The sequence below is a fragment of the Peribacillus sp. FSL M8-0224 genome, from assembly GCF_038003055.1.
GTDB lineage: Bacteria > Bacillota > Bacilli > Bacillales > DSM-1321 > Peribacillus > Peribacillus frigoritolerans.
The window spans coordinates 2602784-2624042 of record NZ_JBBOOJ010000001.1; the positions used below are offsets into that span (position 1 = coordinate 2602784).

Here is a 21259-nt window from a genome sequence, read left to right on the forward strand (position 1 = left end):
GTGGAGGCATTCCACCCTACCCCTTTCATGTCTCAATAAGGAAAGCATTTTTCTCTTTACCTAAAAAATATAGCCTGTGCAATGGCCTTGTCATTGTTACGTACAGCAATTTGATATCAAGTTCATTTTCGTGGCAATACGCTTCTTCGAGGGATATTGCAAATACAACATCGAATTCGAGACCTTTGGCTTGATAGGAAGGAACAATCAATGTTTTATCTTTAGGGATGTTTCCCGCTTCATCTATTAAATGAAAGCCTTGATGGAATTCACTTAGTTTCTCGTTTGCCAGCTTGCAATCTTTCATCGTTTTGGCAATAACGGCAAACGTTTTAAAACCTTCACCTTTAAGGGTTGCGATCAGTTCAATCAGTTCTTCTTCCCAACCTTCCTTTTCAATGTAAATGAATTCTGGATCCTTGCCATGCCGGACCACGGGTTCAACTTCCGGGAAATCGTATGTTAACAACTGAAGTATTTCATTAGCTTGTTTCATAATTTCAACAGTTGTTCTGTAGCTTTTTTGTAATTCAGTATACGTCGCCCGAGGGAAAATACGACTGTGAACCTCATCCCATGTTTGAAGTCCGCGGTATGAATGTATGCCTTGTGCAAGATCGCCTACTAGTGTGAACATATCGGTATCCACTGCCGTCTTTAGGGCCTGTAACTGCATGAAGCTATAATCCTGTGCCTCATCAATGACGACATTTTTTGCTTTGTTTTCTTTATCGACACCGAAAAGCCGCTCCTGAAGATATAATAATGCTCCCAAGTCCTCCAGCTCATAACTATTAGCAGAAAATAATTTATGATTGTACACACATAAAACCCTGGCATCTTCAACAGTAAGCTTACCGTTGCTGTATGAGGCGAGACGCTCCGGATCTTGGTATAATTCCTTATAGTACTCCAGGAGATCTTTACTTTTGAATTGCTTAAAATACGCTTTTACAGAAGTACGGATTGCCTTTTGGATCTGTCCTATCCTTTCCTCTTTTTTATCGAGGCATTTTGTAACAAATTCCTTGCGTATGACTGGATCGATATTCTTATAGAGCGCCTTCTCGATTTTGGCATCATAAAGATCAACAACGCGTTCAAGCATTGTTTTCTTTTTTAATTTCACTTCATTTTGTAAAATGGCCTTCAGTTTGTCCAGCCGGCTATATAACGGTAAATACCAATAATCCTCTTCCAATAATCTAATGAACTTCTTAGCGGAATAGAGGCGATATTTATCACAATAAAAATCAGCGTCCGGATGAAACCCACTGAAAATGTCCTTTATATATTCGTCCAATATATATTTAAAGGCAGGGGATCCCTTCAGACCTGATATCCAGACGGCTGAATTAATTTCTTCATCATCCTTTTCCAGCAATCGCGTTAATTTATCATCCGCTATAAGCTTCACTTGCTTTCCTATCGCTGCCTGAACATATTCGGAAAACGTGAATTGTTTTACCTTTTCGACACCCAATTCAGGTAAAGCTTCAGATATGTAATCAATGAATACCCGGCTCGGAGCAAGAATCATTAATTGTCGCGGATCGAACAAGTCTTTATAGTGGTAAATGAAATAAGAGATCCTATGTAAAGCGATTGTGGTTTTACCGCTGCCCGCTGCGCCCTGGACAATGATAGGTTTATTCAAATCTGCCCGAATGATTTTATTCTGTTCTTCCTGGATCGTGGTGATGATATCCGTCAATCGATTGCTGGAACTCTTGGAAAGGGATTCCTGCAACAATTCATCCGTTGTTGTCAAATCAATGTCCCTTATCTCCTCCAAGACACCTTCTTCTATCATTAGCTGTCTTTTTAAAGTGATATTCCCGCTAAATGTCTCCCCTTCCGCTTCATATTCTATTTCACCAATCCGTCCCTCATAATACAGATTTGCAATCGGTGAACGCCAATCAACGATGATCTGTTCCTGGCTTTCCCTCTGATAAAGAGATGCTTTTCCGAAATAAAGGACTTCGCCTCTCTCCCCATCATTCCTTTCAAAATCCACTCTTGCAAAGTAAGGTTTTTTACTTGCTTTACGTAAACTTTCAAGTTCGGTTTTGGACATCTCAAAAAAGTTGGCCGTCGTCAGCAGCTGTGAATATAAGGCTGATTCAGACCAATCGGCATCGCCAAAAGCTTCTTGCATATTCCGCTGAAATTGATCTTTGCTTGTTTCTGATGTTTTGATGACTACATCGATATAACGTTTTGTAAAATCCAGCCGCTGTCGTTCCTTTTCAAAATCAGGGTGATTACCCAATGAAATCACTCCCCTTCCTTGTATATTGATCAAACTTATTAAAATGCCGATGCTAAGACGAAATGGACATTTATACTATCAGAAAAGCCAATGGTTGACAAATTTGGAGACATAGAATTATATACTTGTAATATACCTTCCCTGATATTTCATATAATTCGAAGAATATGCGATATATTCCAGATTGGTTAGGTGTTATCTTGACTTATGCTGAGACATTCATGGTTATGCCTTTCTTCCGTAATTGTCATCAACTCTTAACATAAATAACGCTAATTTAATGTTTTATCGGAAACCGACATTATATACTTAAATGACAATTACATAACTTTTTTAAGAAAGCGGGTCCTGTCATGGAAATAAATCAAAAACAACCAATGCTATCCCCTAAATTAATCCATGAACTTGAAATTTTATCATCCAAAACACAAATGCCTATTTCTGAATTACTGGAAATATCCGTAATTTCACTGCTGGAAAAAGTGAATAATACCAAAGAACTCAATGTTGGACTTAATAATAAAGAAATGATTTTAAGAAATAAAATCATCATCAATCAAAATAAAGAAGTTTTGAATAACAAAAGCACTTGACCATTAAGGTTAAGTGCCCAGACTGTAGACAAACTCGATGAAATTCGAGTTTGTCTACATTTTTTTTGCTTGTACAATTTGGACGTTGATTGGAACGTAGGGCACTCGCTTTCCGCGGGCGGTCGGGGAGCCTCCTCTGCTTTCGCCTGCGGGGTCTCCCCTAGACGCGCTTTTCCCGCAGGAGTCTCGTACCTTCCGTTCCAATCAACTTTGTCTTACCTTTTAGATAGAACAACTTTTGCCTAAAGTCATTTTTGTTTTAAAATAGAAGTATTAGAACCTGAGGTGATCAGGATGCTTTCATGATTCTATTCAGCGAGATCAACTTGAACTGATTACTTTAGATCAACTGGTGCCACCGAACCATTTGGTTCGTAAAATGGAGGCTGCCATTGACTTCACTTTCATTTATGACTTGGTGAAGATATGTATTCAGAGGTAGGACTCCCAAGTATTGATCCTGTTATTTTAGTTAAACTGACATTCATTCAATATACTTTCGGTATTCGTTCCATGCGTAAAACAATTCAAGAAGCGGAAACAGATATGACTTACCGTTGGTTCTTAGGCTACGCTTTTCATGATAAAGTACCTCCTCCACGTTAGGGTAAAATTATGAGTGACGCTTTAAAGATACAGACCTGTTTGAACAGATTTTCTATCGCATCTTAATAACAGCCGCTGATAGAAAGTTAATAAGTGCTGAACACATATTCGTCGATTCCACACATGTGAAAGTCAATGCGAATAAGCGAGAATTTGAAAAGAAAATTGTAAGCAAAGAAACACGAGCATATCAAGGGCGTCTTCTTCAAAATGAAATAAATCAAGATCGTAAGCACTTGACCATTAAGGTTAAGTGCTTTTTAGCTTCCTAACTGCCACTGTATTACTGCTAAAGATATTCTGTCGTGGTTTCCAATGTAATATTTATACCTAAATACCAAACAATAAAGTATTCAGCAAAATTTCCTCCATATTATAGATCTCATCGGTTTAAATCTGTAATTTCGCATAAAAAAAGCAGCTATTAAGCTGCTTATCCATTATTCATGGTTTATTTGATGTCACGTATGTACCCGCTATGAAATCATGTATCGATCTATGGTCTTTCCTAATGCCAACCATGAATGCACTGACAATAAACCCTATCCCTAATGTAATGGCATATACCAAAGCAGCAACTAAATACCTCAATAGCATAGTGCCTATCCCTAATTTTTTGCCGTCCATCCTTACTATGCGTATTCCCATAATCCTTTTGCCAACTGTATAGCCATACCATAGTATCGGGACAATCACCATGTAGAGAAAGTTAAAAAGAGTTGAAAAATTTTCATTTTCCCAATCACCGGTAATCACCCCGAAAATTATCGCTAATGGTGTTGATACTATTATGCCGTCCAAAACTCCTGCGAAAAGACGTTTCCAAAAACCTACTGAATCACTCATATATGTTCCTCCCGTTGTATTAGTTACAGTTACCTATATTACCAATTATAAAGTTGTTGCGTAATGGGTCTTTACACCTATAATAGTATTCAATAAAAAAATAGTACTTACATTTATAGGTGACAATTTTATAAACAAAATTAAATCCTTGTGTAATTTTTGCTTATAAACGTTTGTTTTTGCTAATCTGCCTTTAATTTTCCTAAGAAATAAGATACAATTTAAATGATGCACAGTTTAAAACATATAAGATTGTAAACTGCCGTTTGAATGAATCAGCGTAAAACTAATGAAACAAAGTGTTGGACACGTTGAAACAAATGTATTTTGGAGGAATGTAAATAAATGATTACAGTAAATAATGTTGGTTTACGTTATGGCGATCGTAAACTGTTTGAAGATGTTAATATAAAATTCACTCCCGGTAACTGCTATGGCCTGATTGGTGCGAATGGTGCCGGTAAATCCACTTTCTTAAAAATCCTTTCCGGTGAAATTGAAGCACAATCCGGTGATGTCCATATGGGGCCAGGCGAACGCCTTGCCGTTCTAAAGCAGGATCACTTCGCTTATGAAGAGGAAGAAGTCCTTAAAGTTGTCATTATGGGACACGAAAGATTATATGAAGTCATGCAGGAAAAAGATGCCATCTATATGAAGGAAAACTTCACCGACGAAGACGGAATGAAAGCGGCCGAGCTTGAAGGGGAATTTGCCGAATTAAACGGATGGGAAGCTGAACCCGAAGCTTCAATCCTCTTAAAAGGCCTTGGGATTACAGAAGACCTGCATACGAAGAAAATGGCTGAATTGAACGGTGGCGACAAAGTTAAAGTATTGCTTGCCCAGGCACTATTCGGTAAACCGGATGTTCTTTTACTGGATGAGCCTACCAACCACTTGGACTTAAAAGCGATCAAATGGCTGGAAGAATTCCTAATCAACTTTGAAAACACTGTTATCGTAGTTTCCCATGACCGTTACTTCCTTAACAAAGTTTGTACACATATCGCGGATCTTGATTTCGGTAAAATCAAAGTTTATATCGGTAACTATGACTTCTGGTATGAATCAAGCCAGCTTGCCCTTAAACTGACTCAAGATGCCAATAAGAAAAAAGAAGAAAAAATCAAAGAGCTTCAAAATTTCATCGCGCGTTTCAGTGCCAATGCATCCAAATCGAGCCAGGCGACATCCCGTAAGAAATTATTGGATAAAATCAGCTTGGATGACATCGAGCCTTCTTCACGCCGCTATCCATATGTCGGCTTTACTCCTGAACGTGAAATCGGGAACGACCTGCTTCGTGTAGATGGAATCTCGAAAACGATCGATGACGTAAAGATATTGGATAATGTCAGCTTCACGATGAATAAAGGCGACAAAATTGCATTTGTCGGTAAAGATGAGATTGCTAAAACAACAATGTTCAAAATCTTGGCAGGTGAAATCGAACCGGATGGCGGCTCATTCAAATGGGGCGTTACGACCTCTCAGGCATACTTCCCTAAGGATAATGCTGAATTCTTTGAAGGTGTCGATTTAAATCTTGTCGATTGGCTCCGTCAATATTCTCCTAATGACCAGAGCGAAAGCTTCCTGCGCGGTTTCTTGGGCAGGATGTTATTCTCAGGCGATGAAGTCACGAAAAAGGCAAGTGTACTTTCAGGGGGCGAAAAAGTTCGCTGTATGCTTTCCAAAATGATGTTAAGCGGTTCGAACGTCCTGATGCTTGATGAACCTACCAACCATCTGGACTTAGAGTCGATTACGGCATTAAACAACGGTTTAATCAGCTTTAAAGGATCTATGATCTTCTCTTCTCATGATCATCAGTTCATCCAAACTATTGCGAACCGGATCATTGAACTTACTCCAAAAGGTACAGTCGATAAGCAAATGAGTTATGATGAGTACCTTGAAAATGGCGAATTGCAAAAACAAGTCGCTGAAATGTACAAATAATACTTTTATGAAAGCATATCCTTATTGGATGTGCTTTTTTCGTTCCCTATTCTTTCTGCCTGCATTTATTTCATACCTTTAATGTATTGAAGGCATAAAAAACACGCTGCCATAAATATAATAATATTCCCTGAAAGATGAGCACTGAATAATTTCATGGATAAAAAGGTATATTGGTAAGGAAGGAGTGAGTTAGAATTGGATGGTCATACAGTGAAAAATATTTTTGATGATACAGGATACCTTTTTTTATATGATAAATTCAGTTATCATTTTTATATATCCGGATTGTTCGATGTAGTGGAACAAGAAAAAGTAATCTCGGATTTTTTAAATTCTTATGGCTTCGATGATAAAAACCCTCTCTTTTTTGACGACTTTTCCTATTACTTTAATTGCTTTCATTATTCCCACCAAAAACAAAGGATGATGAATTACTTGAAAACCGAGTATGACGAACATATTTGTTAAGTAGTATAAAAGACCAGATAAACTGCCAAAACTATTCAAAAAAAGGTAATAGTATAATCGTGCCTTACCTGAGACTATAGGCAAACTTGATGAAAATTGAGTTTGCCTATAGTTTTTTTATGGTTGTACGATTTAGATGTTGATTTCCGCTCCAGGCACTCGCTTTCCGCGGGCGGTCCGGGAAGCCTCCTCGGCGGCCTTTGCGCCTGCGGGTCTCCCCTGGTCGCGTTTTTCCCGCAGGAGTCTCGCACCTTTCTATCCAATCAACTTTGGTTGAACTTTTAGATAGTAGTCTACAAACTGTAGCTCCCTTGAACTGCCCCGTAAATGTTAGACACCAAACTAACATTTACGGGGTGTTTTTTATGGCTAATTTTTCTGCCGAACAGAAAATATTCATTGTACGACTTTACCTTGAAGGAAAGCACAGCTATATGGATCTTCAGAAAATATTTGAAGTTTCGTATCAAATGATTCAAGGATGGGTTCGTTTATACCAAATTCAAGGAGCCGATGGATTTAAGAAATCCTATACAAGTTATTCTACGGAGTTTAAAATGGATGTACTTAATTATATGAATGAAACGGGTATATCTTCTTACGACGCAGCCGCAAGGTTTAATATTTCATCTCCAGCGCTAATTCGGACGTGGAGAATAAATGTTAATGCCTATGGATTAGATGCCCTAATTTCTAAGAAAAAGGGGAGACCATCCATGAAAAAAGATATCAATCCATCCAAACAAATTGAAGGTTCGGTTAAAGAGCTTGAAGAACGAATTAAACAACTGGAAATGGAGAATGCGTATTTAAAAAAGTTAAATACTTTAGTTCAAATGCAGGAAAAATTACAACCAAAATCAAAGCGCAAGTAATTTATGAACTAAAGTCCATTTATGAGGTTGTGGCCTTAATTAAAGTCGCTGATATTCCACGTAGCACGTACTATTATTGGGAAAAACGCTTGAATCGAGAAGATAAGTATTCGAAGGTAAAAGCCACTATTCAGTCTATCTATCATGAACATAAAGGACGTTACGGTTATCGTCGTATCACAAAAGAGTTAAAAAAATATGGGTTTTCTCACAATCCAAAGACCATCAACCGCCTCATGAATGAAATGGGCGTAAAATGTTTAGTCCGTATGAAAAAGTATCGTTCATATAAGGGGCGTGTTGGTCGAATTGCCCCCCATATTTTACAACGTGATTTTCAAGCCGAGAAAATGAATCAAAAATGGGTAACAGACGTAACGGAATTTCATTTATTTGGGGAGAAACGTTACTTATCCCCTATCCTTGATTTATGTAATGGTGAAATTATTGCCTACAAAGTGATGAAACGGCCTGTTTATAAACTTGTTGGAGATATGTTAGATGAGGCGATTAAACACCTAAAACCAGAAGATACGGTCATCCTCCATTCGGATCAAGGGTGGCATTATCAAATGAAGAAGTATCAAAAAACCTTAAAAGATTCCCGCATTATACAAAGCATGTCCCGTAAGGGAAATTGTTTAGATAACGCAGTCATGGAAAACTTTTTTGGCTTGTTAAAGTCTGAATTGCTTTATCTCCAAGAGTTTGAAAGTATGGAGCACTTTGAAAAGGAATTAGATGATTATATTCATTACTATAACCACAAACGAATGAAGGTAAAATTAAAAGACCTGAGTCCGATAGAATACCGAACTCAGGTCTTAGAAGCTGCTTAAATTATATGTCTAACTTTATTGGGTCAGATCACCTTGTCTATATGATTGGACCTACAGTTTTTTGCCTATATAATTTGGATGTCGATTTCCGAACACACTTTGTCTACATATTGAGGTAAGTGCCCCTTAAATTTCCCCCTGTTATTCTTCCTTGCTTGCTGCCATATTCATGTTCGCTTCGGCTCGCTTGATTCGCGATTTTTTCTCTGCATCGACGGAGCTATATCGGCCTCCCTCTTCACCTGCGTAACCCTTGGCTTTACAAGCGACTAATGATATCCATTTTTATCCTGAACGTCTTTAATGGTGAACGATACGATAATGAGTCCCATTTTAGCTAAGTCCTGCGAGGCTCCCCTCTTTACTTTACCAGGAAAACTTTCCATGGTTTTTATGAATTTCCTCGACTGTCTTATGTGAGAATTAAAGAATTTATATATGGTATATGGCATATCCATTAAACCCAAGTGTTTCTGAGAGAAATAAAACCTAAAATTGTATCATTTCCCGTAAGGTGTTAAGAACTAAGGTTCTGTTCTGAAAACCTAAGTTTCTTAACACATTTTAGCTGAAGGATTTATGAGGATTTTCCTCATCTGTTGATGTTCAATAACTCATACATTTATCTATGTTCAGTTAATATGACAAAGATAAGTTTCAGTACATATAAGACAGTCTTAGCTTATAGAAATCGAGCTTTTTCTATGTCGAAATTTGCTTAACGTATGTTTTGGGCGAAAAGTTGGTGGTGCCCCTTTAGTAAATGTTCATATTTGAAGAGTCATTTCTTATAAAAGAATGTATGTGTATTCATATGAAAGGTATCTGCCAAGATGAGGTTCAATTAATCGGATCAAAATGTGTAACCTTCATATTCTTAAAGATTGCTTTGCCGCCCTCGGAGAAGAGAGTAATTCCTTTATCTTCAGCATGAGGGAATATTAAGTTTGAATAAGCAACCTTTCCATCATCCACAAAAACTTCAATACTGGTTTTATCGACGAGAATCTTTAAATGAACCTTCTTCTTACTGACATCAAATGGTGCAGTACTTTCAACCAACTGATTCGTTTCGTCAGGTTGATCTGTGAATACCCGATTGACATAAGAGTAATTTCCTTCTGCAGAAATGCCTACGTCAACGTGGCGTTTTTGATCTTCTGACTCCCTGAGCCTAAATCCTGCATTCTTAAAATCCGACCATGAGAGATCTGCCTCTATTTGATAGGTATCTCCTTTAACATCAAGTGTTTCCGAGCCATCCACTTCGATTTTATCAAAAGAATTCGTTGAGCTTGACAATTCTTTTAATGCTTCTGAAGGCTGTGAAGAAAGATAATACTTGTTCTCGCCTTCACGCTTTAGTTCAATTTGACGGACGATCGAATCCATTCCGTTAAACCCTTCTTTTAATGTCGGCGTATTATTGGCGTAGGCCCAGTTATTCATCCAAGCGAGGGCATAGCGTTTGTCTAATTTGTCACTTGCCTTGCCATCTTCAAACGTTACTCCGCCATACCAATCGAAACCGTAGTCTAGCCATTGCGGTTCATTGTTATCTAGAAGAAATTCCGTTCCATTAAACGTTCCTGTCCAGTATGCATAGGTGTTGGGTTTCCCTGCTGCTTTTCCGTTTGCACTAACGCCCAGCACCCACTTTACTGTCCCGTCATCAGCACGGATCTGGTAAAGGTCAGGGCACTCTAAAACTCCAATGTTCTTAGTGGAAAAACTGCTCGTATAGCGCCAATCTTTCAGGTTATAAGACTCATAAAAACCTATTTTCGATCCTTCGGCCATGGTCATGACCCATTTTTGATTCGTGTTATCCCAGATGATTTTTGGATCTCTAAAATCCTTCGTTCCTGGATTTTTCATAATAGGCTCGTCCCTGTAAGAGGTAAACGTATTTCCTTTGTCCGTACTGTACCATAGAAATTGTTCTTGTTTCTGGCCATCCTTAGAGGGTTGTGTTACGATCGCCACAAAAGCCTCTTTTCCAAACCCAGCTGTATTTTCCTTGTCTACAACGACTGACCCTGTCCATGGATCCCCATTTTGATCCGTATATTTTGGAATGGCAATTCCTTCATCCTTCCAGTGAATTAAATCTTTAGAGGTGGCATGTCGCCATTCTGTACCATTGCCATCCGGGTAATCTCCATTATAGAGGTAAAAATAATGATAATTTCCTTCATGGTAAAGGGGCTTCTGTGGATCGTTTTTCCAATGATCAGGAGAAGTAAAATGATAGGCAGCCCGGTATGAGTGCTTTTCTACCTTATTTGGCGGAGTAGCTTCTTTTGTTTTATAAAATGAATGAATCAAAATTCCTGTGCTAATAACCATCCCTAATCCAAGAACGAATAATGCAACCATCTTATATTTCTTTTTGTTCACTTAAACTCACCACTTTTCTCTTTTAAAATAGAAAAAAGAAAATGCCAAGTTTTCCTGACATTTTCTTTTTCTTTTCACTGGTAACTACTTAACCGTAATCTGGCCTTGTTCAAGAATACTGTCTTTTACTACCGATGTTTGTTTCCCTTTAATGTTAAGCTGGAAGCTTGGGGCAAAGGTAGATTTATTGTCTTCAAAATAACCTCTGTTTGTCATGTAGCTAGTCACTACAACATTATCACTGCCAGCCTGCGGGATCGCATAGTGTGCATAGTTCCAAGTGATGTCATATGGATCTAGATCCTGATGCAGGACGATGCCCGTTTTATTTAATGGTTTATATGGGCCAGTTAAGGAATTTGACGTGTAGCCTAACATGTAAATATCTTGATTATCGATTCCATCAATGGTCATTTTTGATCCTCTTGAACTTGTGAATAAATACCACTTGCCGTCCTTTTTAAAGATGTTTGGACGTTCGATTTCATCTGTGACCGTATTGGAAACAATCAATGGCTTCATTTCTTTTTTCAATGTATAATCGTCGTTTACTTCAATAATTCCAATTGCACCGTTTGCGAGTTCAGCTAACTCTTTTTTAGGGCTTTGTATAAGTTTGTTTTTCTCACCCTGGAAGAATTTATTGCTGTTGCCATAATAAGCTCTATTGTATAGCGATTCTTCGCCTTGGTAGCCATATTCTGTACCCGTATTTGCTTCAAACACAAGGTATTTGCGGCCGTTGTCTTCTACATAGTGAGGGTCTCTGAAGGTATGATTATCAGCGGAATTTCCGTCCTCTACAAATTTATCTACAGTTTGGTAGTACTTGCTGTCTTTGCCTTCATAGATGGATTTGTAATCTTCAACACCATCCACTTTTAATGTTTCAGAATTTGGCTCTGAAAGGTTTACTTGAGCGGTTGTCAAGGTTTGTTTCCCATAATTCCCTGACTCAGGTTTATACGGTTCACGGTTTGTATAGAATAAGCGAACTTCCCCGTCCTCAGTGAAGGTTGCAGAACCTGACCACTCTTCGGCTTGCTCTTTTAGGTAAGGATCATTTGGAACGTTTTTATCATTGTCATCAAATACTCTTCCAGCATTCTTCCAAGCATCAAGGGAGTTGTCGCCCACTTTTTTGTAGAATATGTAGATGAACGTATCACTCGCGTTTTTAGGATCGCCTGCTAATCCAAAAACGATATGATATCCTTTGTACTCTGCAACAGTTCCATCAGCGTTTTGCAATGGCCATGTATCCCACACATCTAAATCAATGGTTTCGCCTGATTCCGTTACTTTTTTGGCAGAAGGGATGTTTTTAATTGTGGATTCGTCAAACCTAGGAACGGCATATCTAGTATCACCGTGCTGATTAATCATATCTTTCATAGCTGATCGAGTGATTTGTGAAGTATCGTACGTTTCTTTGTAATCTGCCGGATCCTTTGGAGCTGCAAATGATTGGGTAACAGTACCGCTTAATAGAATGCCAGTACTAAGTATTCCTGCTGTTGCCTGTTTGGCAAGCCTGCTAAAGTTCATAAATCTTCCTCCTCGTTTTATGTGTTTGCTAGTACAATAGAATTATAGGCGATTCCTGAAATGAGGGGTATGCCACATATTGATTGGAATTTAGTCGTATATTGATATCGTAATTGTGGAAGGCAAAAAAAGCCCCGGCAAGAGGCTATTCCTTCGAAAACCTCTCCCAGGACTTCTGATATTCATTGAGCAGCTGATTGCGGTTCAGCTGTTTCCCGACATAGAGCTGAGTCGCGGCTCCGAATTCTTCTCTAATTTCAACAGGGAAGTGAAACCAGTTAGATGGGACGGTGTTCCCATCTTTGTAATTTCGAAGGGTTTCTTCTGCGAGCGGCCCTATATCATCAGTTTTAATGTTCTTAAACGCAGGAATGAATTTGAATTCTTCCGTCATGAACCGTTTTCCTTGTTCTGACAACACCATCCAATTTAAAAATTTCTTGGCTTCTTTTTTCTTTTCAGGAATGGACTGTTTATTTACGGCCCAATAATTTGGAACGCTGACGACAAGGGCTTCCTTTAAAGGTCGGTCATTAATAGGAATCGGCATAAAACCGATGTTCATGTCAGGCGAAGCTTGATCGATCATCGGCTGAATCCAGTTGCCTTGCTGAATGATGGCTGCTTTTTCGGAGGTAAACAGATTCACTTCCATTGTATAGTCCGTTGACAGTGGATTATCGTTTCCGTACTTTATGGTGAGATCCAGCAGGGCAAGGAGATCCTTAAATGTTTGATTGGTACTGATTTTTTCCGTTCCGTTATTTAAATTTCTTATAAAAGCATCAGTATCCTTTTGCTGGGCAAAAGCAACATTCATTAGATGGTCGCCCAATTTCCAGTCTTCATAGTAGCCTGTTGCAAAGGGAGTAATGCCTGCATTCTGTAGCTTTTCGGCAGCTGCTGTCAGTTCAGAAAGAGTGGCGGGCTGTTCAGTAATGCCGGCTTGTTTAAATAGATCCTTATTATAGATAAAGCCATACCCTTCAAGGTTAACCGGCATTCCGTAAATTTTCCCATCCAATGTGACCGGCGTCAGGGCTTCTTTGTATGCTTGATTAATCCAGGGCTCCCCTGAGAGATCCTCCAGATAGTTCCGCCACAGCTTGGCATTTTCATAGCCGCTGTTTGTAAAGATATCCGGACCAGTGCCGGTCGCCATTTCGGCTTTTAGGTCGGCGAGGTCATCCATTGCGCCTCCAACTGTATGTACCCTGATATTGACGTGAGGGTTTTCCCGTTCATAAGCACGCGTCATTTCTTCAAATTGAGTGGAGATTTCCACTTTCGGATTCCTTAAATCCAGCGTGATTTTCCGCTCTGTCTTTTCCGTTTTTTCTGGTGGGGCTACGTCCTGACATGCAGAAAGAGGCAGGCTGACGGCTCCAATTAACAAAAGGGATAAAAACCTGTTTTTCATCATGTCACCCCTTTTGATTCGATTCTTGTTGATCGTTCTTGTTCCTGAACTCAAAAGGCGTCATGCCGACGACCTTTTTAAATAGCTTTGAAAAGTAGATTTCATCTTGATAGCCAAGCATGGTCGAGATGGAGTAAATGCTTTTGTCTTTTTGTTTCAGCCACGACTTTGCCTGGCTGATTCTAAGCTCCGTGATGTATTTGGACAGGGTCATACCGGTTTCTTGCTTATACTTTCTTGAGATATGCTCGCGGCTTAAAAAGAAAACATTCGACAGCTTTTCCAGACTCAAATCCTCCATATAATACATGTCAACATAGGAAACCATGTCTTCCATGCGGCGAGCGGCATCTATTTCATCCAGACGGTGGATCGATCGGAAGTTTTGTTCCTCGAGCTTTTTCTGCAGAGCCTGAAACGAGGTCCTGATATCCGATAAAGTTTCGACCTGCTCTTCAGGTACAAGCCTTACAGGGATATCGAACTTCTGGCTGATCCATTCCTCAACGGAGAGCCATTGATCGCGAATGGTGATAACAAGGCAGAGGTTAAGATCCGTCTGCAGGGAAAACGCATTGCCTAATTTGCGGTCCGTAAGCTCATCAGACAGCTTTTGGATATATAGATCCGGATTGTGCATCTGGTAAAAGGAGAGCAGTGTCAGCTTATAGCCCTCCGATTCAGGGAGAAACTCGGCAAGGCTGATTGAATCTGAACGGTCCCCCAGACATATCGCAGTGGCTAACTGGTTTCTCCGCAGTTTTTTCACATCTTCCAGCACTTCTGCATGTTCAAAGTCATCCTTCCAGGCTTGTACCGATTTTTCCAGTGTATGATTGAACGCCTCATACTCAATCGGCTTCAGCAGGTAATCAAAGCTGCTGTGCTGAATGGCTTTGCGCATATAGGAATAATCGTTATATCCAGTAATGAAAATAACTTTCCCCGGATAGGAAATGGAATCCAGCCACTCAATCAGTTCAATTCCGCCCATACCGGGCATTTTCACGTCAGTAAAGATAATCTCAGGGCGTTCTTTCTCAATCAGTGATTTTGCCTCATGGCCATTTTTGGCTTCCAATAGCTTGGTGATGCCGTAAGTTTCCCACTGCCCTAAATGGCGTATGGCGTCCCGCACATTGAATTCATCATCGACAATCAGTGCTTTCACTGTGTTCATCTCCTTTCCTGAAGTAAGTCTTTATCATTCCCAAGGGCGGTCTTTATCGGGATCCTCATGCTGACGGAAACCCCCTGTCCGTCATTCGAATCTACTTTCATTTCTGCACTTGATCCATACCCTAGAAGCAGCCTGTCACGAATATTCTTCAGGCCTATATGTTCATGCGAATAAGTCCCTTCGTAAGGGGGTGTATAGATATGTTCCCGTAGAGTCTGAAGCTCTTCTTCCGTCAGACCCGGACCATCATTCTCGACAGTAAAGCACAGATCGTTTCCTTGTTTTTCCCCGCTAATGGACAAATGAGCGTTGCTGTAACCTTCCTCATATGTGTGTTTAAAGAAATTCTCTGCTAGGGGCTGCAGAATCATACTTGGAATAGTCATGTCCAAAATGGACTCATCGATATTGACCGAGTAACTTACATTTTCACCAAAACGCTCTGTTTGAAGGGAGAGGTACGCTTTTGTATACTCAGCTTCATCCCGGACCCGTACCCATTGATCTGCCTGCATTGAGTAGCGCATCATTTTGGACAGCGAGGTCAGCAATTGATAGACCTTTGGTGCATTCGACCTAAGGGCAACGGCGCCGATGGATTGTAAAGCGTTAAACAAAAAATGAGGATTAACCTGTGATTTTAACGCCCTGAACTGGTTCTTCCTGTTTTCAATTTCAAGCTTATATTCACGGTCAATGTGGGAATTGATCCGGTTCATCATGTCCTTCATGTGTGACTCCAAATGGCCAATTTCATCACTTTTGGTATCATCAAAAGGGACATTCATATTTCCGCCTTCAATGGAGCGGACTTTGCTGCTCAGCCTCGTAATGGGACGGGTAATCCTATTTGAGATAATGCCTATCATCAGCAAACCCAGTATTCCTACGCCGATGCCGACAAGGATATTGGTATAGGCGGTTTTCCTGACATCTTCATATAAAGCCTGACTCGACATGACCTTAATCAATTTCCAGCCGTTCAATGACCCTGATAACTCCTTTGATAAGAGAATATCGTCATCATGCCGGCTCCTATTCCCGTCAAGACGTTGCTTTTCATCGGTAGGAAGAGGTTTTCCAATCAGGGCACGATCATTTGCATACATGACCCGATCTTTTGAATCAATAAGCAAAACAGAAGATGCGTCTCCCTGGACAAGGTTATTGCAAATGCGGGCGTACTCGCCCAAATCAATGTCGATTGTAATCATCCCAAGAAACTTTTTAGAAAGAACGTCTATAATTTTGTGGTGAAAAGTCATCACCATCGTTTTGTCCGATTTTGGAATAATGGCTGCATTATTGTAATTCTCAAGAGGGTGGGGCGGCTCAATCAAATATTGTGAGTCAGATGTATACAGCTGTTTGATCGGGTCCTGGTTCAGAAAATTCGGCTGATACCTGTGTGTGCTGACCATTGCATTATAGACAGTAAATGACTCATTGTTTTTAGCAATATAGAAACGGATTTGCCGGAATTCTTTTCTCATTAAATAAAAGGTTTCGAGACTCTTTTCCATGGTCATAGGGTTGAAATAAATGGAGTCTTCGAAGCCGTTTTTAAAAATCCGAAACAGATCAGGGTTGCGGTACAGAATATATGGAAAATCAATCATGTCGTCAAAATACTGCTCCAGTTCATCCGCATTCTTCTGAAGCTGCTCTCGGCTGTTTTCAAGTTCATACTGCTCCACACTGTTTTTTGTATAAGTGTAGATGAAAAAAACGGACAGGAAATAGGGCAGAACGATGAAAATCAGCAGCATGATCAATAAACGGCTTTGTATGCTTTTCACAGGAGGCACCCCCTTTCGCAGAAGGCTCTTTTTTTAGTCTGATCTTATCTTCTCACTTTAGCATCCTAAAACTATATCAAATCAAAAAACCAAGTCAATCATGCTTAAGTAGGATTCGTGTAAGTGCATGTATCGTTATATTTCGCAGTTCGGGCTTATATTATGTTCCAATCTTCGCTGCACCAGAGAATTGAAGATGATAAGGCAAGCAAAAAAAGCTGAAGACATCTTCAGCTTTTACAAAAATTGTGCTTTTTCTCCTACTCTTCGTCAACAAATACATAAAATAAGGAGCCCCTATTAAAGAGATCATAATCCCCGCAGGTATGCCTTTGGGTTCCAGTATGTTTCTTCCGATGGTATGCAGCCAGGCGCGGATCTGAATCGCTACCGGCAGGAAGAGCTGATTTCGAGGTCCGACCAGAGCTCTTGCAAAGTGAGGAACCCTGAGCCCGACGAAGGCGATGCCTCCTGTGACAGAGACAGCTGCTGCTGCAAGCGCAACCGCTGTCAGCAACAGGATCGCCCTTTCTTTTTCAACTGATACACCTATGCCTATCGGCACAGGTTCACTCAACCAAAGAAGATTCAGCCGATTCGCTTTGTACAGTGTAAAGGGGAAGAGAATAGCAGCCCATGGAAGGATGGCCCTAATGAAAGGCCAGTCTGCACCCCATATGTTCCCTGACAGCCAATTTGCAATAAAATCCACCTTTTGGCGATCAGCATCAGACCTGAGAAGGCCATAGAAAATCCCGCCCCGGTTAATAATAGTTTGACTGGCTGCATTCCCGCAGTCCGTCATCCTAATTGTCACAAGAGGTGGTAATTCGATGGCTTCAGAAGGTTTCAAACAGCAACAACATCTTTACCTTGTCGTATCTTTATGTAAAGAATTCGAAGCTTCGTTAAAGTAATCATTGTCTAATTCGAAACCGATAAAGTTCCGATTTAGATTATAGTAGCCTGCCCTGTTCATCCTGAACCTATAAAACAATTCAATACTGTTTCACCTTCATTAGTTATAGTTACGAGAATAAATTAATTAACTCAGTAACTATATTAAGGAAAATTAATCTTCCATTTAGATTAATTTTAGATGATATTTTTCAAAATATGATGAATTATGAAAAGGATATGTCTGGACTATATTAATATGGGGTACGGCTGTAGGATTTTATACAAAATATAAATTTCCTACAAGTATACATTTGAATATCGAAGATTCTATTAACATTTATAGGAGTAACTGTTAGTTTAAATAAAATAAATAAACATTCACATAAATATAACTTTAAAACGAATCGAATAATTCAAAGTAGAGATAGAATTGATTTGGATAAACAGTTGATAGAGAGACTGAAAGAAGAAAAAGTAATTCACTCTTTCAGTTAAAGCACGGTCTCGATGCAAGGACGGAAATGGGAAATAAATATAGAAGTAAGCCTTTGTCACTTTGGGCAAAGGCTCCTTTTTTAACGAGATTCTTCTATTGTAAATAGGAAGATATTAGACTGCCCTTTTTCTTTAGAAATACATTTATAACAATTAAGGTCAAGTACATCTCGGGGTGCCCTAGATCTGCTAATAGCTATAATACTGTATATATCACAGCTAACTTTTTTATTAGCAGAACCCCAAAAATGCAATTGCAGTTAACATAAAGGGTATTGAAAAGTGTAGAATTATCCAATCAATCCCTGATATCAGTGTATTAATAATTTGTACGAGTCATTTACTAAAAGTATCTTCTAGCAAACACTCTGCTTCTGCCTCATAATAAGAGTTTTCCTACAACCTACAAAAAAGAAAGACTGCTCCTCCTTCTCATTTGAAATAGGATCGTCATTACTTTATTAATCTTTTAAAAATGTTAGTAACGCCTCATTAAATTCTTTTGGATGAGTTGCGTTTAATCCATGCGGACCACCCACTATTAAAGCGAGCTTACTACCAGGAATGGAATCATATGTCCGTTTTCCACTTAACTCAAAAGGTACAGTTGCATCAGAGTCACCGTGAATAATAAGAGTAGGTATATTGAACTTTTCCAAGTCCTTTCTAAAATCTGTCTTGCTAAAGGCCGTTATACAATCGAGCGTTCCCTTAGGTGAGGCACTGGCTGCAATATCCCGATTATATAAACGGAATGGCTCACTAACTAAATCTGTTTGATTACCCGCCGCGAAAAATCCCTTCGTAAATTTGTCAAGAAATGCAAGGCGGTCATTTATCACGCCACTTTTGAATTCTTCAATTGTTGCATCATCTAATGCTCCTTCAGGATTATCCTCTGATTTGTATAAATAAGGAGGAACTGCTCCAGCAAAAACAGCCTTTTCAATACGATCTGTTCCATAGGTACTAATGTATCGAGCTACCTCACCTCCACCCATAGAAAAACCAACAAGTGTGACATTTTGAAGATCTAAATGTTCTAACAGTTTATGTAAATCGGAAGCAAATGTCTCATATTCATACCCTTCCCATGGCTGGGATGATTTTCCGAATCCTCGACGATCATATGTTATGACTCTGTAACCTGCTTCAATAAGAGCTGGCACCTGATATTCCCAAGAGCGTCCACTTAAAGGCCAACCATGTATTAAGACAACGGGTTTCCCTGAACCATGGTCCTCATAATAAAGTTCAATTGGAGCATGATTTTCATTACCTACAGTAAATTTTGCCATATAATTTTCCTCCTATGGATTTTCATTATTAAACCTATATTCTTGCTTCTCTAAACAAAAAACTCTTTACTCCAAAACATTTAAAATATTTTTTTGCAAAATGTTTATAGGATTATTATATTCCCTACTATCGGAATTGTAAAATTATTCAAAAAACATCGAATCAATTAATATTATTAGATTACAATTTATTTGTTTAATCCAAGGTGTGTAAATTATTGAAAAGATTGAATAACTTAAACTGAAAAATCGAATTAGAGATTTCTAAACAACTCCAATTGGGGTATCTCCAATTAAGTTAGAATTAGAAAAGCACAGCCCTTCCTAAAACATCAAGACTTATTTATCGATTTCACTCTGCAAATTTTAAGTTATTTACAAAAAAATTAATTTGTATGCTAAAGTTTAAAAGACCCTACGATAACAGAGAGCCGCAGCTTGAACGCTACGATAATGAGTCCAACTTTAGCTAAGTCCTGCGAGATTACCTTCTGAACCTCCTGGGGAAACTTTCACGGTTTTTATAAACTTCCTCGAATGTCTTATGTGAGAATTAAAGAATTTATATTTGGTAAATGAAGTATCGATTATACCCAAGTGTTTCTGGGAGCAATAAAAGCTAAAATTGTATCTTAAAAAAATTTTATGTTCTAATACCGATTCTACCATCCGCAGGACTTATTAGTATCGTAATCTATTGGTAGAACTAGAAAAGCCAGTCTCTTCAAAAAAGAACTGGCCACTTTCTCTAATACATTCTTTTTACTCCTACATATCTTTTCTTCCAATAACTATTATCCATGGAGGAAATGCTCACACCGTTTGATGAGGAGCTGTGTATGAATTGATTGCCCCCTATATAAATACCGGCATGTGAGGCACCAGGTTTATAGGTTTCATAAAAGACCACATCTCCAACTTGTGGTTTGGACACCTTTGTCCCCTTTTTATAAATTTCCGATACCGTTCTTGGTAATGTGACATTTGCACCTTTATCGAAAGCGTATTTTAGGAATCCGCTGCAATCAAAACCTTTTGGTGTAGTTCCACCCCATACATACCGTACATTCAAATGTTTCTTTGCTTCCTTCACTATCGCAGTAGATTTATTGCTTGTTTTATTTACATTAGCGTTGGAGGTCTTCTTTTTTACTCCCAAAGCTTTATATGTATTCGGACCGACAATACCATCAGCTTTTAAACCTTTACTTTTTTGGAACTTTACGACTGCACTTTTAGTAACGGTCCCAAAATATTTAGTTGTATTATTACTCTTAAAATATTGTTTTTTCTTTAGAACCTCTTGTAATTGTTTTACTTCTGTATGAGTCATTCCACTTTTTAATGTACGATCGCCCAATGCAGCATTACCAACCAACGGATTTGATAGTAACAATCCAGAAACAACAAAAGATGCTATGATTTTTTTCATTTTCTCCCCCGATTAAATCTCTTTTTTATCATTTTATCATCTTTAAGTGACACACATATTTACCTAATTTTACATTATTATTACAAATGCATACATAAAGTGAGTATAAAATACAAAATAACCAAAATATCGCTCATGCTTTCGAAAGGTATTAATTAAGAGTAAATTCCTTGCTTTTTATAGTAGTAACCATCCTGTTTGGATAGTCTCCTCGTACTGTAATATATTCTCCACTCCTTACATTTTATTTTTTCACTAGTTACAAATCCTTGAGCTTATTAAATACATCGAAGTTATTTAATTTGGGATATTCCATT

At 38.8% G+C, this 21259-nt stretch carries 13 protein-coding genes and 3 pseudogenes; 5 read left to right on the forward strand and 11 right to left on the reverse strand.

The window, feature by feature from the left end; genetic code table 11:
* Window positions 1-25: 25 nt before the first annotated feature.
* Window positions 26-2284 carry a HelD family protein gene (locus MKX49_RS12470; RefSeq protein ID WP_340876621.1) on the reverse strand — a complete coding sequence of 753 codons (2259 nt, stop codon included), beginning with the start codon at window positions 2282-2284 and terminating at the stop codon, window positions 26-28.
* A gap of 344 nt (window positions 2285-2628) precedes the next feature.
* On the opposite strand from MKX49_RS12470, the gene MKX49_RS12475 reads away from it, so the two are divergent.
* Both MKX49_RS12475 and MKX49_RS12480 read left to right on the forward strand, forming a co-directional pair.
* On the forward strand, window positions 2629-2868 hold the full coding sequence (locus MKX49_RS12475; RefSeq protein WP_048683463.1) for a hypothetical protein: 240 nt from the start codon (window positions 2629-2631) through the stop codon (window positions 2866-2868).
* 310 nt (window positions 2869-3178) lie between these two features.
* Window positions 3179-3707: pseudogene (locus tag MKX49_RS12480) on the forward strand (transposase); the annotation flags it as partial.
* Window positions 3708-3918: 211 nt separating this feature from the next.
* Here the strand turns inward: MKX49_RS12480 and MKX49_RS12485 are convergent.
* Window positions 3919-4320 (reverse strand): RDD family protein, encoded by a 402-nt coding sequence (locus MKX49_RS12485; RefSeq protein ID WP_063593777.1) that lies wholly within the window; start codon window positions 4318-4320, stop codon window positions 3919-3921.
* A 345-nt stretch (window positions 4321-4665) separates the two neighbouring features.
* Here MKX49_RS12485 and MKX49_RS12490 point away from each other — a divergent pair, with 345 nt between their 5' ends.
* The 3 genes from MKX49_RS12490 (at window position 4666) to MKX49_RS12500 (ending at window position 8470) form a co-directional block, all read left to right on the forward strand.
* Window positions 4666-6285, forward strand: coding sequence for an ABC-F family ATP-binding cassette domain-containing protein (locus MKX49_RS12490; protein ID WP_340876622.1), 1620 nt, complete (start codon window positions 4666-4668; stop codon window positions 6283-6285).
* A 198-nt stretch (window positions 6286-6483) separates the two neighbouring features.
* Window positions 6484-6756 carry a hypothetical protein gene (locus MKX49_RS12495; protein ID WP_034307327.1) on the forward strand — a complete coding sequence of 91 codons (273 nt, stop codon included), beginning with the start codon at window positions 6484-6486 and terminating at the stop codon, window positions 6754-6756.
* 365 nt (window positions 6757-7121) lie between these two features.
* Window positions 7122-8470, forward strand: a protein-coding gene (locus tag MKX49_RS12500; protein WP_340876385.1) for an IS3 family transposase whose coding sequence is annotated in 2 segments (ribosomal slippage) — window positions 7122-7581 and window positions 7581-8470 — 1350 coding nt in all. Because the reading frame shifts where the segments join, the coding sequence is not laid out codon by codon here.
* Between the two features lie 144 nt (window positions 8471-8614).
* Here the strand turns inward: MKX49_RS12500 and MKX49_RS12505 are convergent.
* The 9 genes and pseudogenes from MKX49_RS12505 to MKX49_RS12545 form a co-directional block, all read right to left on the reverse strand.
* Window positions 8615-8881, reverse strand: a pseudogene (locus MKX49_RS12505) (SPFH domain-containing protein); the annotation flags it as partial.
* Window positions 8882-9310: 429 nt separating this feature from the next.
* Window positions 9311-10819: a glycoside hydrolase family 32 protein gene (locus MKX49_RS12510; RefSeq protein ID WP_445670163.1), complete on the reverse strand. Its 1509-nt coding sequence runs from the start codon at window positions 10817-10819 to the stop codon at window positions 9311-9313.
* Window positions 10820-10954: 135 nt separating this feature from the next.
* Window positions 10955-12418, reverse strand: coding sequence for a glycoside hydrolase family 68 protein (locus MKX49_RS12515; protein WP_340876623.1), 1464 nt, complete (start codon window positions 12416-12418; stop codon window positions 10955-10957).
* Between the two features lie 145 nt (window positions 12419-12563).
* Window positions 12564-13838: an ABC transporter substrate-binding protein gene (locus MKX49_RS12520; protein ID WP_340876624.1), complete on the reverse strand. Its 1275-nt coding sequence runs from the start codon at window positions 13836-13838 to the stop codon at window positions 12564-12566.
* 4 nt (window positions 13839-13842) lie between these two features.
* Window positions 13843-15009 (reverse strand): response regulator, encoded by a 1167-nt coding sequence (locus MKX49_RS12525; RefSeq protein ID WP_340876625.1) that lies wholly within the window; start codon window positions 15007-15009, stop codon window positions 13843-13845.
* Between the two features lie 5 nt (window positions 15010-15014).
* Window positions 15015-16817, reverse strand: coding sequence for a cache domain-containing sensor histidine kinase (locus MKX49_RS12530; RefSeq protein WP_340876626.1), 1803 nt, complete (start codon window positions 16815-16817; stop codon window positions 15015-15017).
* 262 nt (window positions 16818-17079) lie between these two features.
* Window positions 17080-17618 (reverse strand): annotated as a pseudogene (locus MKX49_RS12535) (FecCD family ABC transporter permease); the annotation flags it as partial.
* A gap of 1055 nt (window positions 17619-18673) precedes the next feature.
* Window positions 18674-19510 (reverse strand): alpha/beta fold hydrolase, encoded by an 837-nt coding sequence (locus MKX49_RS12540; protein ID WP_318292822.1) that lies wholly within the window; start codon window positions 19508-19510, stop codon window positions 18674-18676.
* Between the two features lie 748 nt (window positions 19511-20258).
* A complete protein-coding gene (locus MKX49_RS12545) occupies window positions 20259-20942 on the reverse strand; it encodes a C40 family peptidase (protein ID WP_340876627.1) in 684 nt (227 codons plus the stop codon).
* Between the last annotated feature and the right edge of the window lie 317 nt (window positions 20943-21259).

Coding starts and splice junctions, on each gene's coding strand:
- MKX49_RS12515 (WP_340876623.1), bottom strand. CDS start 12,418: ATGAACTTTAGCAGGCTTGCCAAACAGGCAACAGCAGGAATACTTAGT.
- MKX49_RS12520 (WP_340876624.1), bottom strand. CDS start 13,838: ATGAAAAACAGGTTTTTATCCCTTTTGTTAATTGGAGCCGTCAGCCTG.
- MKX49_RS12475 (WP_048683463.1), top strand. CDS start 2,629: ATGGAAATAAATCAAAAACAACCAATGCTATCCCCTAAATTAATCCAT.
- MKX49_RS12485 (WP_063593777.1), bottom strand. CDS start 4,320: ATGAGTGATTCAGTAGGTTTTTGGAAACGTCTTTTCGCAGGAGTTTTG.
- MKX49_RS12510 (WP_445670163.1), bottom strand. CDS start 10,819: ATGGTTATTAGCACAGGAATTTTGATTCATTCATTTTATAAAACAAAA.
- MKX49_RS12490 (WP_340876622.1), top strand. CDS start 4,666: ATGATTACAGTAAATAATGTTGGTTTACGTTATGGCGATCGTAAACTG.
- MKX49_RS12540 (WP_318292822.1), bottom strand. CDS start 19,510: ATGGCAAAATTTACTGTAGGTAATGAAAATCATGCTCCAATTGAACTT.
- MKX49_RS12545 (WP_340876627.1), bottom strand. CDS start 20,942: ATGAAAAAAATCATAGCATCTTTTGTTGTTTCTGGATTGTTACTATCA.